This window comes from Roseibium sp. AWQ4_290 (genome assembly GCF_056160985.1).
In genome coordinates this window covers 1-16719 of sequence record NZ_JBSWYG010000024.1, presented here as the reverse complement: position 1 = coordinate 16719, position 16719 = coordinate 1, and the positions used below count along the sequence as shown (strand labels likewise).

The 16719-nt window shown below is 60.2% G+C and carries 16 protein-coding genes; all 16 read left to right on the top strand.

Annotated elements, in window-relative coordinates; genetic code table 11:
- Window positions 1-247: 247 nt before the first annotated feature.
- The 16 genes from ACXAH0_RS21170 (at window position 248) to ACXAH0_RS21095 (ending at window position 16442) form a co-directional block, all read left to right on the top strand.
- Entirely contained in the window at window positions 248-1387 is a 1140-nt protein-coding gene (locus ACXAH0_RS21170; RefSeq protein WP_475178653.1) for an isobutyryl-CoA dehydrogenase, read from the top strand.
- Between the two features lie 53 nt (window positions 1388-1440).
- Complete coding sequence (locus ACXAH0_RS21165; RefSeq protein WP_475194881.1) at window positions 1441-2475, top strand: enoyl-CoA hydratase/isomerase family protein; 1035 nt, start codon at window positions 1441-1443, stop codon at window positions 2473-2475.
- 18 nt (window positions 2476-2493) lie between these two features.
- Entirely contained in the window at window positions 2494-2907 is a 414-nt protein-coding gene (locus tag ACXAH0_RS21160; protein ID WP_475178662.1) for a DUF6163 family protein, read from the top strand.
- Window positions 2908-3068: 161 nt separating this feature from the next.
- A complete protein-coding gene (gene mmsB, locus ACXAH0_RS21155) occupies window positions 3069-3962 on the top strand; it encodes a 3-hydroxyisobutyrate dehydrogenase (RefSeq protein ID WP_475194879.1) in 894 nt (297 codons plus the stop codon).
- Between the two features lie 153 nt (window positions 3963-4115).
- Window positions 4116-4631, top strand: coding sequence for a transcriptional regulator LdtR (gene ldtR / locus ACXAH0_RS21150; protein ID WP_475178666.1), 516 nt, complete (start codon window positions 4116-4118; stop codon window positions 4629-4631).
- A gap of 490 nt (window positions 4632-5121) precedes the next feature.
- Window positions 5122-6348, top strand: a complete 1227-nt coding sequence (locus ACXAH0_RS21145; RefSeq protein ID WP_475194876.1) for a L,D-transpeptidase family protein — start codon at window positions 5122-5124, stop codon at window positions 6346-6348.
- A gap of 97 nt (window positions 6349-6445) precedes the next feature.
- Window positions 6446-6673, top strand: a complete 228-nt coding sequence (locus tag ACXAH0_RS21140; RefSeq protein WP_475178674.1) for a DUF6898 family protein — start codon at window positions 6446-6448, stop codon at window positions 6671-6673.
- A gap of 219 nt (window positions 6674-6892) precedes the next feature.
- The gene (glyA, locus tag ACXAH0_RS21135; protein ID WP_475194873.1) at window positions 6893-8200 is read left to right on the top strand and encodes a serine hydroxymethyltransferase; all 1308 of its coding nucleotides are present in this window, start codon (window positions 6893-6895) and stop codon (window positions 8198-8200) included.
- A 31-nt stretch (window positions 8201-8231) separates the two neighbouring features.
- On the top strand, window positions 8232-8705 hold the full coding sequence (nrdR, locus tag ACXAH0_RS21130; protein WP_475194871.1) for a transcriptional regulator NrdR: 474 nt from the start codon (window positions 8232-8234) through the stop codon (window positions 8703-8705).
- A gap of 23 nt (window positions 8706-8728) precedes the next feature.
- The gene (gene ribD / locus ACXAH0_RS21125; protein ID WP_475194870.1) at window positions 8729-9853 is read left to right on the top strand and encodes a bifunctional diaminohydroxyphosphoribosylaminopyrimidine deaminase/5-amino-6-(5-phosphoribosylamino)uracil reductase RibD; all 1125 of its coding nucleotides are present in this window, start codon (window positions 8729-8731) and stop codon (window positions 9851-9853) included.
- A 1-nt stretch (window position 9854) separates the two neighbouring features.
- Window positions 9855-10466: a riboflavin synthase gene (locus ACXAH0_RS21120; protein WP_475194869.1), complete on the top strand. Its 612-nt coding sequence runs from the start codon at window positions 9855-9857 to the stop codon at window positions 10464-10466.
- 163 nt (window positions 10467-10629) lie between these two features.
- Window positions 10630-11079, top strand: coding sequence for a 6,7-dimethyl-8-ribityllumazine synthase (gene ribH, locus ACXAH0_RS21115; protein WP_475178691.1), 450 nt, complete (start codon window positions 10630-10632; stop codon window positions 11077-11079).
- Between the two features lie 6 nt (window positions 11080-11085).
- Window positions 11086-11604: a transcription antitermination factor NusB gene (nusB, locus tag ACXAH0_RS21110; protein WP_475178696.1), complete on the top strand. Its 519-nt coding sequence runs from the start codon at window positions 11086-11088 to the stop codon at window positions 11602-11604.
- A 2-nt stretch (window positions 11605-11606) separates the two neighbouring features.
- On the top strand, window positions 11607-12605 hold the full coding sequence (gene thiL, locus ACXAH0_RS21105) for a thiamine-phosphate kinase (RefSeq protein ID WP_475178701.1): 999 nt from the start codon (window positions 11607-11609) through the stop codon (window positions 12603-12605).
- A gap of 244 nt (window positions 12606-12849) precedes the next feature.
- Window positions 12850-14085 (top strand): MFS transporter, encoded by a 1236-nt coding sequence (locus ACXAH0_RS21100; protein ID WP_475178704.1) that lies wholly within the window; start codon window positions 12850-12852, stop codon window positions 14083-14085.
- Window positions 14086-14303: 218 nt separating this feature from the next.
- Window positions 14304-16442, top strand: coding sequence for a sodium-translocating pyrophosphatase (locus tag ACXAH0_RS21095; protein WP_475194868.1), 2139 nt, complete (start codon window positions 14304-14306; stop codon window positions 16440-16442).
- Window positions 16443-16719: the final 277 nt, after the last annotated feature.

Genomic DNA, 16719 nt, shown 5'->3' with positions numbered 1-16719 from the left:
GCGGGGCTTTGGACGGCATGGAGAATTCGAACTCGGCAATGGCGGTGGAAAGACGCCTGTTTAACAACAGCGGAGCGCCAATCTATCACGCAGATCGGCGCAATCCAACTTGTGTCAAGATAGCTGAAAAGTATAAGGAAAAAGAGTTTGTTTGACGTTTGCGTCAAATGTGCTTTAGTGCAGCCCGAACGCTCAAAGAGGCTTCAGGGCCGGAATCGGATGCTCCGGCACGAACGGGAGGACACTTGTGGATTTTACACCCAATGAGGACCAGCGCGCCTTTCAGGACATGGCCGCGAATTTCGCCCGGGACGCTCTTATGCCCCATGCCAAACAATGGGACGAGGAAAGCCACTTTCCGGTCCCGACCCTGAAACAGGCCGCAGAGCTTGGCTTTGGTGGCATTTATGTGCGCGAGGACGTGGGCGGGTCCGCTTTGACCCGGCTGGATGCGGCGCTGATCTTTGAGGAATTGTCCAAGGGCTGCACCTCCACGGCGGCCTATCTGTCGATCCACAACATGGTCGCCTGGATCATTGACACATTCGCGTCTGAAGAGCTGCGCCAGAGATATCTGAGTCGGCTGTGCGCCATGGAGTGTCTGACCAGCTATTGCCTGACCGAACCGGGATCGGGTTCCGATGCGGCCAGCCTGCGCACCAGCGCCCGCGCAGAGGGGGATCACTATGTGCTCAACGGATCCAAGGCCTTCATTTCCGGCGGCGGTGTCAGCGATCTTTATGCGGTGATGGTGCGCACGGGCGGCGAGGGCCCCTCCGGGGTCTCCTGCCTTCTGGTTGAAAAAGGCACGCCGGGGCTCAGTTTCGGCGCGAACGAGGTCAAGCTTGGCTGGAAAAGCCAGCCGACGGCCCAGGTCAATTTCCAGGATTGCAGGGTGCCCAAGGCCAATCTTGTCGGAAAAGAAGGCCAGGGCTTCAAGATCGCCATGGCCGCGCTGGATGGCGGCCGCCTGAACATCGGCGCCTGTTCGCTCGGGGGCGCGCAAGCCTGTCTGGAGCACGCGCTGTCCTATGTGAAAGACCGCAAGCAGTTCGGCAAACCGATCGCCGAATTCCAGGCCTTGCAATTCCGCCTCGCGGACATGGCCACGGAGCTGGAGGCAGCCCGTCTGCTGCTGCACAAGGCCGCCAGCGCCGTGGACGGCAAGACGGCGGAAGCCACCAAACTTGCGGCCATGGCCAAGCGTCTGGCCACCGATACCGGGTTCAAGGTGGTCAACGAGGCCTTGCAGCTTCATGGCGGCTACGGATACTTGCGGGACTATCCGATCGAGCGGTTTTTCCGCGACGTGCGCGTTCATCAGATCCTGGAAGGCACCAACGAGATCATGCGGTTGATCATTGCCCGCCATCTGTTGAAAGATTGATGGACCGACGCTCCGCTTCCCTTTGAAAAGACTCCTATTTGTCAGGCTAGAGTATGAACGAAGACATCCTATTTGAGCTGCGCGGCAAGGCCGGGTTCATCACCTTGAACAGGCCCCGCGCCCTGAACGCGCTCAGCCATGGGCAGGTCACAGCCTTGTCGGAGCAGCTGAAGCGCTGGGCACAGGACCCGAAGGTGGCTCATGTGGTGATCCGCGGGGCCGGGGAAAAAGCCTTTTGTGCAGGTGGTGACATCCGCAGTGTCTATGACGCCAAGATGGCCGGGGGCGGGGAGGAGCTCAGCGCGTTCTTCCGGGACGAGTACCTGTTGAACGCGCTCATCAAAACCTTCCCCAAACCTTATATTGCGCTGATCGACGGCATTGTCATGGGCGGCGGTGTCGGGGTTTCGGTGCATGGCAGCCACCGGATCGGCACGGAAAAAACACTGTTTTCCATGCCCGAGACTGCCATCGGGTTCTTTCCGGATGTGGGCGGCACTTATTTTCTGCCGCGCCTGCCGGCCAAAGCAGGTGTCTATTGCGCCTTGAGCGCCGGGCGGCTGAAACAGGCCGATGCGTTGTGGGCGGGGGTTCTGACCCATGCGGTCTCTTCAGACAGTCTGCCGGAGCTGCAAAAGGTGCTGGAGACGGCTGACGATATTGATGCGGCCCTGGCGCCGTTTGAAACCGCGCCCGAAGGCGGCGAGCTGAAGCCGAATGAGGACCTGATCGAAGCGGCTTTTTCGGCTGAAAGCGTGGACGGCATCCTGGCGCGGCTGGACGGATCCGCAGACCCGTTTGCGCACAAGGCGGCCGAAGCGATCCGCTCAAAATCGCCCACCAGCGTCCTGATTGCATTTGAGCAGATGCAGCGCGGAGCGCAGATGACTTTTGAAGACTGCATGCGGCTGGAATACCGGATCGTGTCGCGCATCTTGAAGGGCACGGAGTTTTACGAAGGCATCCGTGCCGTGCTGGTCGACAAGGATCATGCGCCAAAATGGTCGCCTAATGACATGGGACAAGTGGACAGAGCGGATCTGGCGTCGTATTTCGAGGAACCGTCTGACGGAGACCTGCCCCTTTGACCCGAACCCGGACCGGCCATGATCACCAGTTTTCAGGACCTTCTTGACGCCCGCCCGCCCTGGAACTCGATCCTGGTCTGGTATCTGCGGGTCATCGCCGTCATCTTGATCGGGGGCGGGGTCATCTACTGGGCCCGCATTGTCGGCATTGTGGAATGGCGCGGGCATTTCTTCTGGGAAATGCCGATTGCCCTTCAGGTGGCCATCGTTTTTTTTGCCGTTCTGGATCTGGTGGCGGCCACCGGTCTGTGGCTCGCCGTGTCCTGGGGCACGGTCATGTGGATCTTCCGCTGCTTTTGCCAGATCGTGATGCACACGGCCTTTTCCGATCTCTATGGCCGCCGGCCTTACGAGATCGCCTTTCTGCTGGGCACCATCGCGGTCTATGCGGGGCTTGCCTATCTGACGCACCGGGAAACCCGGGCTGCCTAAAGGCCTGTCAGGCGGCAGCGTCTGACGGGCCGGACTGCCTGAGGGGGCTGTTCTGGCCTGGTGGGTCGAGCGCGCTGTGATCAGCGAGGACCTGAAAAACCCCTTCAACGGAATCGGGCAACCGATTCAAAGGACTCATAAAATCATTCGGGAGAACACAAATGGCGAGCACGATCGGCTTTATCGGTCTTGGAAATATGGGCGGGCCGATGGCCGCCAATCTGGTCAAGGCCGGGCACCGTGTGCTGGGATTTGATCTGTCGGAGGCAGCCCTGGAGGCCCACGCGGCCGCTGGCGGTGAAACGGCTGCTAGCATCGCAGAGATGGCAGAGCAGGCTGACGTGGTGGTGACCATGCTGCCGGCGGGCAAACATGTGCGCCAGATCTATCAGGGCGATGGCGGCATTCTGGCCAGTGCAAGGCCCGGCACGGTTCTGATCGATTCCTCCACCATTGACGTTGAGAGCGCGCGTGTGGTGGCCGCTGCGGCCGAAGACAAGGCCATGCAAATGGTCGATGCACCGGTGTCCGGAGGCGTTGGCGGGGCCGCAGCCGGCACCCTGACTTTCATGGTGGGCGGCAGTGAAGAGGCATTCGCGGCCGCCAGGCCGTTTCTCGATATCATGGGCAAAACCATCGTCCATGCGGGCGGGGCCGGAAACGGGCAGGCGGCCAAGATCTGCAACAACATGATCCTCGGCATTTCGATGATCGGTGTCTGTGAAGCATTTGTACTTGGGGAAAAGCTGGGCCTTGATGCTCAGAAACTGTTCGACATTTCTTCCACCGCTTCGGGGCAATGCTGGTCGCTGACCTCCTATTGCCCGGTGCCCGGGCCACTGCCGTCGTCTCCGGCGAACCGGGACTACCAGCCCGGATTTGCGGCAGCCATGATGCTGAAAGATCTGAAACTGGCCCAGGAAGCTGCCAGCAGTGCAGGGGCGGCGACTCCTCTGGGAGCAGAGGCATCTGCGCTTTACAGCCTGTTCTGCAACGCGGGCGGGGACGAAAAGGACTTCTCCGGCATCGTGAATTTCCTCCGGGGATCTTTATGAACAAAATCTGAATCAGACCCGTCAAACACCCTTTGAATGTTAACGAATGATTCAGTGTGTCTCTTAAGCGGATTTTAGAAACAGTCGTCTAGATTGCTGATCAAGGCGGGAAAATATCCGTCCAACAACAGGTACTACAAGAGGCGCAATCAAATGATCACCGCAAGTAGGGCAGTCGAAGCTGTGTCACCGGGCGAAGCGGAAGAAGCGGAAATCAAACCGCTTTATCTTGAAGCTCTGACCCTCGTTGAAAGGCTGCACCGTCGTCTTCTGGACGTCATCAAGGACGAGTTCGACCGGATGGGCCGGTCCGATGTCAACAGCGTGCAGGCTTTGCTGCTGTTCAACATTGGCGATGCCGAACTGACCGCCGGCGAGCTGCGCACCCGTGGCTACTATCTCGGATCAAACGTGTCCTACAACCTGAAGAAACTGGTTGAGACCGGCTACATTCACCATCAGCGCTCCCGCATGGACCGTCGGTCCGTCCGCGTCAGCCTGACGGACAAGGGCCAGGAAGTGGCAAAGATCGTCAATGATCTTTATGAGCGCCACATCCTGTCCGTGGAACAGGTCGGAGAAATCGGTTCGGAAGACTTTGTTGTTCTCAACAAATCCCTGCGCCGTCTTGAGCGCTTCTGGACCGATCAGATTCTCTACCGCTTGTAATTTTGCGGTTCATCTGGATGTCAAAGCGCCGCCCATTGGGATCCCCAATGGGCGGCGCTTGGTTTTTGTGAACGTTTTTTACCGGTCTCACGGGATTGTGCGTTTGCCCGCGGCTGTCTTGCAACCATCTCCGCCTATGGATGGGTGGCTGTCATGAAATCAGGGGTTTCCGCATTGGTGTCTGCTGCTTCGCGAGGGCAACCGACATTTTGTGGTCACAAAAAAATGGCCTGTTCAGCGCTGGTGGCCCTGGCATGGTTAAAAAATCATGCGATTTGTTAAGGCCCATTCGTTACAAGACAAGGTTGACGCTCGGGGCACCCCGAAGATACATCGGCCTTATGCCGTGTGCTAAATCGGCCTGAACGATGAGAAGACAATGTTGAAGGCGCAGCGAAAGAGGTTGGCAATGCACCTTGCAGCCGGACAATCCGGGACACATCCCCTCTCCGGAAAGAGGACGGGAAAAACGTTTTTGAGCGTTTGCGCCATGGGACTAGGAGCCCTTTTGGCCGGAACCCTGTCTGCAAGCGCCCAGACCGCGCTGCAATCGCTGCAGCAGAACCGCCAGAACGTTGAGTGGACCGACAATTTTGATATCGCCACAGACCACATCACCGAAGTAAAGTCGTCCGCGCCGACCCTGTCGCCGCAAACCGCCGACTATATGGCTGTCGCCATTGACCGCTACCAGGGGATTGTCCAGGCGGGGGGCTGGGGGACTGTGAGCGGGGGCGGCAAAGCCCTGCGCATCGGGGTGCGCGACCCGCGCGTTGTGGAATTGCGCCGCCGCCTGATGGTGTCCGGCGATCTGGAGCAGCAGGCCGGCCTCTCCGATACGTTCGATTCCTATGTGGATGCGGGCTTGCGGCGGTTTCAGCTGCGCCACGGCCTGATCCCGGACGGGGTCATGGGCGAGGACACAGTCAAGGCGCTCAACATCCCGGCGGATGTGCGGCTGCGCCAGCTGGAAACCAATCTGGTCCGCGTCAAGTCCATGTCAAGCTTCCTGGGCGACCGCTATGTGATGGTCAATATCCCGGCTGCCGAGATCGAGGCTGTGGAAAACGGCCGGGTCCGCTCCCGCCATACGGCGGTAGTCGGCAAGATTGACCGGCAGACCCCGATCCTGAACAGCAAGATCTACGAACTGAATTTCAATCCCTACTGGACGGTTCCGGTTTCCATCATCCGCAAGGACCTGATCCCGAAGATGAAGGAAGACCCCCAATATTTGGCCAAGAACAACATCCGCATCTTCGACTGGAGCGGCAACGAACTGTCCTGGCAGCAGATCGACTGGAACACCGATGAAGCGACACAGTACCGCTTCACTCAGGACCCGGGTGCGGAAAACTCTCTCGGCTCGGTGCGGATCAATTTCCACAACAAGCATCAGGTCTATCTTCACGACACGCCGTCCAAGACCCTGTTCGGCGAAGGCTACCGCTTCCATTCCTCCGGTTGTGTCCGGGTTCAAAACGTGCGCGAGCTGGTAACCTGGCTGCTGCAGTCGACCACGCCGGACTGGGACCGGTCGCGGGTGGATGAAGTCATCCGGACCGGAGAGCGGGAAGACGTGAAGCTGAAAAAAACCATTCCGCTTTACCTGACCTATGTGACGGCCTGGGCCAATGCGGATGGTGTGGTTCACTTCCGCGAAGACATCTATAACCGGGACGATCTGTCCGGGACCGGAAGCCAAGCCCGCCTGTAAAGCCAAGACGGGTCTATCGAGCTCTTCTAGAAACGCCGGTCTTGATCAGTTCGGCGTTTCGTGGCTTTTTGGGGCAAAGCAAAGCCGGAGTAACAGCATGAGTCGCGAGCCGCGGCCGGGCGAGATCTATCTTGAATTTCATCCGATCGGTCAGCAGGTGAAAGTCACCGCGATCGACGCGGCGACCGGCATTGAAGTCTCCACCTTCGGTCCGGCCTCCGCCGCCCAGACGGATCTCAGGCGCATTGCGGTGCGCAAGCTGCAGCGGCGCATTGAGCAAGTCGCCGCCCAGAGCGCGCAACAGGCGGATCCGAACCTTTATTGATATCTTGATTGCGCCGCCGAACCGGAATCATTGGCTCCAAAGGCGCCCAATGCGCCCGCAAGTGTCGCAATCAAAATCGGCCGCGTCGCTATGCCTCTTGGTTCTTCTGAGGGGCTGTGTTAAGTCCTCGCGCCATGTTGCCGCCCGGCGGGCGCCCCCAGCAAACCGGGGTGCGGAGCCGGGGTCCGGTGCCCCGTATCTGAACACAAGGATCATGCGATGTCTTTGATGGAAAGCTCCGGCCCGTCTTCTTCCGGTTTCTTCACCCGCAGTCTTGCCGAGGCCGATGCGGATATTTTCGGCACCATTGAAAAGGAACTGGGGCGGCAGCAGCATGAAATCGAGCTGATTGCGTCTGAAAACATCGTCTCGCGCGCCGTTCTGGAAGCGCAGGGCTCGATCTTCACCAACAAATATGCCGAAGGCTATCCGGGCAAGCGCTACTATGGTGGCTGCGAATTCGCCGATATCGCCGAAACGCTGGCCATTGAGCGGGCCAAGGAACTGTTCGGCTGCCAGTTTGCCAATGTCCAGCCCAATTCCGGTTCCCAGATGAACCAGGCCGTGTTCCTGGCGCTGCTGCAGCCGGGCGACACCTTCATGGGCCTTGACCTGAATTCGGGTGGTCACCTGACCCACGGCTCGCCGGTCAACATGTCCGGAAAATGGTTCAACGTGGTCTCCTATGGTGTTCGCGAAGACGATCATCTGCTCGACATGGAAGAGATCGAGCGCCTGGCCCATGAACACAAGCCGAAGCTGATCCTGGCGGGCGGCACCGCCTATTCCCGCATCTGGGACTGGAAGAAGTTTCGCGAGATTGCCGACAGTGTCGGGGCTTATCTTATGGTCGACATGGCCCATATTGCCGGGCTTGTGGCCGGCGGCGTGCATCCTTCTCCGGTGCCCCATGCCCATGTGGTCACCAGCACCACGCACAAATCCTTGCGCGGACCGCGCGGCGGCCTGATCCTGACCAATGACGAGGTGATTGCCAAAAAGGTCAATTCTGCTGTCTTCCCGGGCCTTCAGGGCGGGCCGCTCATGCATGTGATTGCCGCCAAGGCGGTGGCCTTCAAGGAAGCGCTTCAGCCGGACTTCAAGGCCTATGCCCGCGCGGTTGCCGAGAATGCCAAGGCCCTGGCCGAAGCGCTGAAGGAAAACGGCTTCGATATCGTGTCCGGCGGCACGGACAATCACCTGATGCTTGTGGATCTGCGCCCGAAAAACGCAACCGGCAAGATTGCCGAAAAGGCGCTTGGCCGTGCCAACATCACCTGCAACAAGAACGGCATTCCGTTTGACCCGGAAAAGCCCTTTGTGACCTCCGGCGTGCGCCTTGGCACCCCTGCGGCCACCACACGGGGCTTCGGCGTTGCCGAATTCCGCGAAGTGGCCTCCCTGATCACGGAAGTTTTGGACGGTTTGAAAGCCGCAAACAGTGAAGAGGGCAATGCGGCGGTTGAAGCGGCCGTTAAAGCCAAGGTAGAAGCACTGACAGCCCGGTTCCCGATCTACGGGGAATGATCATAGCCGGCTCGCTCAGGAGCTTTGAAACATGAGATGTCCGTTTTGCGGGGGTGAGGAAACCCAGGTCAAGGATTCCCGCCCCACCGAGGACAACACAGCCATCCGCCGCCGCAGGATCTGCAACACCTGCGGCGGCCGCTTTACAACGTTCGAGCGGGTTCAGCTGCGCGAGCTGATGGTGCTCAAACGCTCCGGCCGCCGGGTGCCGTTCGATCGGGAAAAGCTGATGCGTTCCGTTCAGATTGCCGTGCGCAAGCGGCCGGTTGATCCGGACCGGATTGAGCGCATGGTCAGCGGCATTGTCCGCCAGCTGGAAAGCGCGGGCGAAAGTGAAATCACGGCAGAAACCATCGGAAACCACGTCATGGAAGGGCTGAAGGCCATCGATGATGTGGCCTATGTGCGCTTTGCCTCCGTTTACAAGAATTTCCGCGAGGCCAGGGATTTCGAAGCGCTGCTGGATGAACTCAGCGATTCCGAGGATCTCGAACAGGACCGCTGAGCGAAGAGTAGTATCGGACCTTCATGCCGCTTCAGGACACGATTGACAGCCGTTTCATGGCCGCCGCAGAACGTCTTGCCCGGAGGGGGCTTGGCCGGGTCTGGCCGAACCCTTCTGTTGCGGCCCTCATCGTGCGCACGGATAGCGGAACGCCGGTTCTGGCCGGACGCGGTGTGACTTCGCGGCCCGGGCTTGCCCATGCGGAGGTCAATGCCCTGCGCCAGGCCGGGGCCCTTGCGGCGGGGGCAACGTGCTATGTCACGCTTGAACCCTGTTCCCACTATGGCCGCACGCCGCCCTGTTCCCTGGCGCTGATCAAGGCGGGCGTCAAGCGGGTCGTTGTCGGTATGCTGGACCCTAACCCGCGTGTCGCGGGCCGGGGCGTGGCGATGCTGCGCGAGGCCGGAATTGAGGTTACGGTTGGGGTCCGGGAGGCCCGGATACGGGCTCTTTACACCGGGTTTGCCCTGCGCCAGCTGAAGCAGCGTCCGCAGGTGTTCTTGAAATTTGCCGCCTCGAAAGATGGCTATATCGGCCGGGCGGGGGAGGGGCAGGTCCGCATTTCAGGACCGCTCTCCATGCGCAAGGTGCACGGGTTCCGGGCCGAGTATGATGCCATTCTGGTGGGTTCGGGCACAGCCCTTGCCGATGATCCCCAGTTGACCTGCCGCCTGCCGGGACTGTCTGAACGATCGCCGGTGCGCGTCGTCGTCGACCGCTGTGCGCGCCTTCCGCTTGACTCGAAACTTGTGCGAACCTGTGCGGATGTGCCGGTCTGGCTGATCAGCGGCAATGATGCGGACCCGGACAAGCTGGCGCTGCTGGTGGCGGCTGGCATCAATGTGATCCGTGTGCCGGCGGCAGAGACGTCCATCGACCCGGCCATCCTTCTGGGCGCCCTGGCGACACGGGGCATCACGCGGGTTATGGTCGAGGGCGGCGCACGCATGGCGTCTGCTTTTCTCGCTGCGGACCTCGTGGATGATCTGTGCGTGGTGACCGGAGACACGACCATCGGCGCTGGCGGCATCTCTGCCTTGCACGGCATGAGCCTTGCGGATGTATGCGCCGACCCCAAATTTAAACGGATCGACGCCGGGCATTTCGGCTCCGACACCTACATTTATCTCAGACGGCGGGAAGCCTGACATGTTTACCGGCATTGTGACCGATCTCGGCGAAATCCTCTCCATTGACCCCATCCCGGCGGGACAGCGCACGCGGATCAAAACCGCCTATGACACACAGACCTTCGACATTGGCGCCTCAATTTCCTGCCAGGGTGTCTGCCATACGGTGACCGCCAAGGAGAATACAGCCGATGGCAACTGGTTCGAGGTTGAAAGCGCAGCGGAAACGCTGGCGCTGACAAATGTATCGCAGTGGAAAACCGGCCAGAAACTCAATCTGGAACGCTCCCTAACCCTGGGTGCGGAGCTGGGCGGCCATCTGGTGCTGGGCCATGTGGACGGGCTGGCGCGGGTCGTCAAACGGCAGGATCATCCGCAATCTGTCTATTTCCAGTTCGAGGCGCCGCGAGAGGCAGCCCCCTTCATCGCCAGGAAGGGCTCCGTGGCCCTTGATGGCACTTCGCTGACGGTCAATGAGGTGGACGGTACGCTGTTTTCCGTCTTTCTCATTCCGCACACGCTGGATGTGACCACGTGGTCCGCGCGCCAGACCGGAGACAGCGTCAATCTGGAAGTGGATATGATGGCTCGCTACGCGGCGCGGCTTGCGGAATTCCCCAAAGCCGGGTAGGGGACAACGCACCACCAGTGACCAACCGGCCAGAGCGCAGGCAGAGCGCGCCAGTTGATGCGGTAAGCATACTGTCAGGTTCTGGCTGCCCTGCAGGATTGAGACTGGACAAACCGGGACGGACATGGTTCCTGTCGCGGCCCTGAATAGGATATCATGACACATGAGCGCTGCACCGAAACTGCTGATCATTGAAGCCCGCTTCTATGAGGATCTCGCCGATGCCCTCGCCGAAGGTGCGGTCCAGGAAATCGAGGCTGCGGGTGCGCGCTTTGACCGGATCGCCGTTCCGGGCGTTCTGGAAATCCCGGCGGCACTGTCCATGGCCATGACGGCGATGGAAAATGACGGTGAGCTTTACGACGGTTTTGTGCTGCTGGGTGTGGTCATCCGCGGCGAAACCACCCATTACGACATTGTCGCCAACGAGTCGAACCGGGTCATCATGGACCTGATCGTCGATGCGGATCTTGCGGTTGGCAACGGTATTTTGACCGTTGAAAACAGCGACCAGGCCTGGGCCCGCGCAAAAGTGGGCGACAAGAACAAGGGCGGCGCAGCGGCAAGGGCGGCGCTTGACATGATCGCCCTGCGTGAACGGCTTGGAGTTTAAGAGAGCATGACCGGAAAAGCCGACCCGGAGAACCAGGCTAAGACTGTGCGCCCTGCCAATAAGCGCGGTGTTGCGCGGCTGGCCGCCGTGCAGGCCCTTTACCAGATGGATGTGGGCGGAGCGCCCCTGACCAGTGTGGTCAGCGAATTCACCGCCTTTCGCCTCGGCAAGGAAATCGACGGCGCACAATACCGCGACGCGGACGAGCAATGGTTCAAGCAAATTCTGGCCGGGGTGGTTCAGGATCAGAAATTCCTGGATCCCTATATCCACACGGCGCTGACGGAAGACTGGCCGCTGAAGCGGATCGACAGTCTCCTGCGCGCCATCTTGCGGTCCGGGTCTTATGAGCTGCTGCGCCGCAAGGATGTTCCGGCCAAGGTCATCATTTCCGAATATATCGACGTGACCAAAGCGTTTTTCGAAGATGACGAACCGGGTCTGGTCAACGGGGTTCTGGACCGGCTGGCCCATGAACTGCGCGACGCAGAGCTGGATGATGGCAAGGCGGATGGTATCAGCTGATCATGGCTGAAGGGCGCCCCGGGGAGTTTGAACTGATCAAGGCGTATTTTGCGCCTCTGGCCGGGGAGCCGGGCAGCCTTGGCTTGAGCGATGATGCAGCTGTTCTGGCACCCGCGCCCGGATGCGAGCTGGTTCTGACCAAGGACCTGCTGGCCGCCAATGTTCATTTTTTTGAAAATGATGCGCCCGAGGCCATCGCGGCCAAGGCCCTTAGGGTAAACCTGTCCGATCTGGCTGCCAAGGGCGCCCGTGCCCGGGGCTATCTGCTCGGCCTGGCCTTGCCCGAGGACTGGACGGAGGACTGGCTGCGCCGGTTCTGCCTGGGGCTGACGGCGGATCAGGCTGCCTATAACATCACGCTTCTGGGCGGGGACACCATCCGTTCTTCAAACGGCCTGCAGATTTCCGTCACCGCGCTTGGGGAAGTGGAGGCGGGGCAGGCCGTGCGCCGTTCCGGGGCCCGGCCGGGGGATGTGCTCTTCGTGTCGGGAACCATTGGCGATGCGGCTGCGGGGCTTCTGGCCCGCCTGGATCCGCTTCTATGCCGCGAAAACGGGCTCACCGCGCAGGAGGAGCAGCATATTCTCGACCGGTATTTGCTGCCCCGGCCCCGGCAATGTCTGGCGGATCTGTTGCGCACCCATGCCACCGCAGCCATGGATGTTTCGGACGGGTTGCTGGCCGACAGCAGGCATATGGCGCAGGCCTCTGGCGCCGGGCTTGAGATCCATATGGAAAAAGTTCCGCTGTCCGATGCCCTGCGCGCGCTCAGAACCCGTGCGGCCGGGATCTTCGCAAATTGTCTGAATGGCGGCGATGACTACGAAATTCTGGCAACGGTGCCTGCTGATGTCTCGGCAGAGTTCCAGCGCAAGGCCTTCGCGCTTGGCTGCGATATGGCCGCCATTGGCTGTGTGACGGACGGGCCGGGAGAGGTTTCGCTGCTGCAGGACGGGCATCCTGTTAAGACCGGTGAAGACGGCGGGTTTACGCATTTCTAAAGCGTGCCACCTTTGTTTGGTACCAAACCATTTCGTCTTTGAGCCGGCATGTTTGATGTCAGGCAGCGAAAGAAAGACGCGATGAACGCGGCTTTCGCCAGCGGCGGAGTCCGGACAGCGTGACGCGTCCGGGTCAAAGTCTTTCCTTTCAAGAGAGCTTCGCGTCATGCTAGGGCATGTCCTGCTGGCGATCTGACTGCGACGCCGCTGCTTCTCTTGGCCAACCCCGAAAGCTGATCCCAAAATGACCGCTGCACAGGCTTCCTCTGTTGAGACTCCTTTTGTCGATGACCGTCTTGCCAAACGCAATGCCGTTCTTTTGGCTCTTGCCCAGGCGCTGGGCGGGGCATCTGCATCCATCGTGATCGCGACCGGGCCGCTCGTCGGCTACATGATGTTGGAGGACGACAAGTCCCTGGCAACCCTGCCGGTCTCCGCGATGGTTCTCGGCACCGCCTTTGGCACCATTCCGGCGGGCATGATCATGCGCCGCTTCGGCCGCCGGGCCGGGTTCACCGGGGCTGCTTTCCTGGGGATCTGGTCCGGCCTACTGGCCGCCTTTGCGGTTTATCTGGATCAGTTTGTCCTGTTTGCCCTGGCCTGCTGCCTGGGCGGTATTGCCGGCGCTTTTGTCCAGCAATACCGATTTGCCGCCGCTGATACGGCCAGTGACGCGTTCAAGCCCAAAGCCATCTCCTGGGTGCTGGCCGGGGGCGTTCTGGCCGGGGTGGTTGGTCCGCAAACGGTCATTGCCACCAAGGACCTGTTTGCCCCGCTGCTGTTTGCCGGGACCTATCTGGCACAGGCCGGACTGGCGCTGGCGGCCCTGTGCCTCGTCGCCTTTGTCAAGATTCCGAAGCCGCCCCGCCAGTCCCGGGTCCAGGCTGGAGGCCGTCCGCTCAAGGAGATCATGCTGCAGCCCCGCTTTGGTGTGGCGGCCGCCTGCGGGATCTGCTCCTATGCGCTCATGAGCCTGGTCATGACCGCAACGCCTTTGGCTATGATCGGTTGCGGCTTTTCCGAAACACAGGCGGCGCTTGGCATTCAGTGGCATGTGCTGGCCATGTTCGGGCCTAGCTTTTTCACCGGTGGCCTGATCACGCGGTTTGGCAAGGAACGGATTGTTGCCATTGGCCTGGCATTGCTTGCCGGTTGCTCTGCGGTGGCGCTGACCGGCATTGACCTGGCGCATTTCTGGGGCGCACTGATCCTGTTGGGGCTCGGCTGGAATTTCGGTTTTATCGGCGCAACCGCCATGCTGACCGATACCTACCGGCCCGAAGAGCGCAATCTGGTGCAGGCGGTCAATGATTTTCTCGTCTTTGGCTGTGTTGCAGCCGCTTCTTTTTCCTCCGGGGCCCTGTTGAATGCGTTTGGCTGGTTCGCCGTCAACATGCTGGTTTTCCCGTTTGTTGTGCTGTGCACAGGACTTCTTGTCTGGCTCGTTTTGGCTGAAAGACGAGGCGTTACAACCGGTTAAAGCATTCTCGAAAAAAGCCCTCGCTGGTGCAGCATATTTACTGCGGTGCATCAAATAAATTACGTAGCGTAATTTAAAAATTAAACGATGGGAGAGCTTGACGAGCCAAGCTGCTTTGCTGCTATCGTGTGGGTCTTCACGTCAGGGAATGGCCGTGAAGTGCAGTCAGGCGGCCAAAAATACAATGAAATCAGTCCGCCGTAGCTCTGGGAGGAAGCATGATCGAGCTTGTTGTCATCATTGTTTGTGGCCTCTTGTCCATCGCCTATGGCGCCTGGGCCATTCAGTCCGTCATGGCGGCGGATGCGGGCAATGCCCGTATGCGGGAAATCGCAGAAGCGATTCAGGAAGGCGCCGGTGCCTATCTCAACCGTCAGTATACAACCATCGCCATTGTCGGAGCGGTTGTGTTCGTTCTGGCCTGGATCCTATTGTCCGGTCCGGCGGCCATCGGGTTTGCCATTGGGGCAGTTCTGTCCGGAGCAGCCGGCTACATCGGAATGATGGTCTCGGTCCGCGCCAATGTGCGCACGGCCCAGGCCGCCAGCCAAAGCCTCGGGGCAGGGCTGGAAATTGCGTTCAAGGCCGGTGCCGTCACCGGCCTTTTGGTTGCCGGCCTCGCGCTGTTGGGGGTCGCCGTCTACTATGCGCTGCTGACGGGAGTGATGGGCTACCAGGCCACCGACCGGACCGTGATCGACGCGCTCGTGGCCCTGGGCTTCGGGGCTTCCCTGATTTCCATCTTCGCCCGTCTTGGCGGGGGCATCTTCACCAAGGGCGCTGATGTCGGCGGTGATCTGGTCGGCAAGGTGGAAGCGGGCATTCCTGAAGATGATCCGCGCAATCCGGCCACCATTGCCGACAATGTGGGTGACAATGTCGGCGACTGTGCGGGCATGGCTGCGGATCTGTTTGAAACCTATGCGGTGACTGTCGTGGCCACCATGGTTCTGGCCTCGATCTTCTTCACCGGAACCCAGGCAACGGATCTGATGCTGCTACCGCTGTTAATCGGCGCCAGCTGTGTGGTGACGTCCATCATCGGAACGTTTTTCGTCAAGCTGGGCGTGAACAATTCCATCATGGGGGCGCTCTACAAGGGCTTTATCGCTACAGCGGTGCTTTCCGCCGTCGCCCTGGCCGTGATTGTGTTTGGCTGGCTTGGAGGCGGCACCGAATACACCACCTCCGGCGGCACCACTTTCAGCGGGTTTGACCTCTTCATCTGCGGTCTGGCCGGTCTGGTTGTCACCGGGCTGATCATCTGGGTGACGGAGTATTATACAGGCACGGAATACCGGCCGGTCCGCTCTATTGCCCAGGCCTCGGTCACCGGCCACGGCACCAATGTGATCCAGGGGCTCGCGGTCTCGCTGGAGGCCACGGCGCTGCCAGCCATCATCATCATTGCCGGGATTCTGGTGACCTACAGCTTTGCCGGGTTGTTCGGCATTGCCATTGCGGTGACCACGATGCTGGCCCTTGCGGGCATGGTGGTGGCGCTTGATGCCTTCGGTCCGGTCACCGATAATGCCGGGGGCATTGCGGAAATGGCCGAATTGCCGGACGAAGTGCGTACGACCACGGACGCGCTGGATGCGGTCGGCAACACCACCAAGGCGGTCACCAAGGGGTATGCCATCGGCTCGGCTGGGCTCGGGGCGCTGGTGCTCTTTGCTGCCTATACCGAGGATCTGAAATACTTTTCCAGCACTGCTGAAGAAGGATCAATCTTCGCGGGCATCAATGTGGATACCCTGTTTTCTCTCTCCAACCCCTATGTGGTGGCCGGCCTCCTGTTTGGTGGCCTGCTGCCCTATCTCTTCGGCGGCATTTCCATGACCGCCGTCGGACGGGCCGCCGGGGCCGTGGTGGAGGAGGTCCGGCGCCAGTTCAAGGAAAAGCCGGGCATCATGCAGGGCACGGAACGACCGGATTACGGCCGGGCGGTGGACATGCTCACCAAAGCGGCGATCCGGGAAATGATCATTCCCTCGCTGTTGCCGGTTCTGTCGCCCATCGTCGTCTTCTATGTGGTGCGCGTGGTGGCAACCCCGGCCGATGCCTTTGCCGCCCTGGGGGCCATGCTGCTCGGGGTGATCGTCACCGGCCTCTTCGTCGCCATCTCCATGACCGCTGGTGGCGGCGCCTGGGACAACGCCAAGAAGTCGTTTGAAGACGGCTTCACCGACAAGGACGGTGTGACCCACCAAAAAGGCGGGGAGGCCCACAAGGCCTCGGTGACCGGCGACACGGTCGGCGATCCTTACAAGGATACAGCCGGGCCAGCCGTGAACCCCATGATCAAGATCACCAACATCATGGCCCTCCTGCTCCTGGCCATCCTGGCCCATTGACAAACGCAAATCCGGCCGGGCGTCTGCCCGGCCGGCCGCTTTTGAGGGGGCGAGGATCTGAGCTATGTATAAGGTTGATGAAATTGGTTTTCCTCCTGTCGCGAGTGAGCGTCCGTTGAACCCGACCTAACATGTTGCCGTTTGGTGCCTTAAGTGTCCACTTATCTAAATGGACATTTAAGGGCCCTTAATGAGTAAGCGAAGAAAGCGGCGGAGCTGGTCTGATGAGGAGAAGCGGGAGATCTGCGCGCAAGCGGTTCTTCCCAGTGCATCGGTT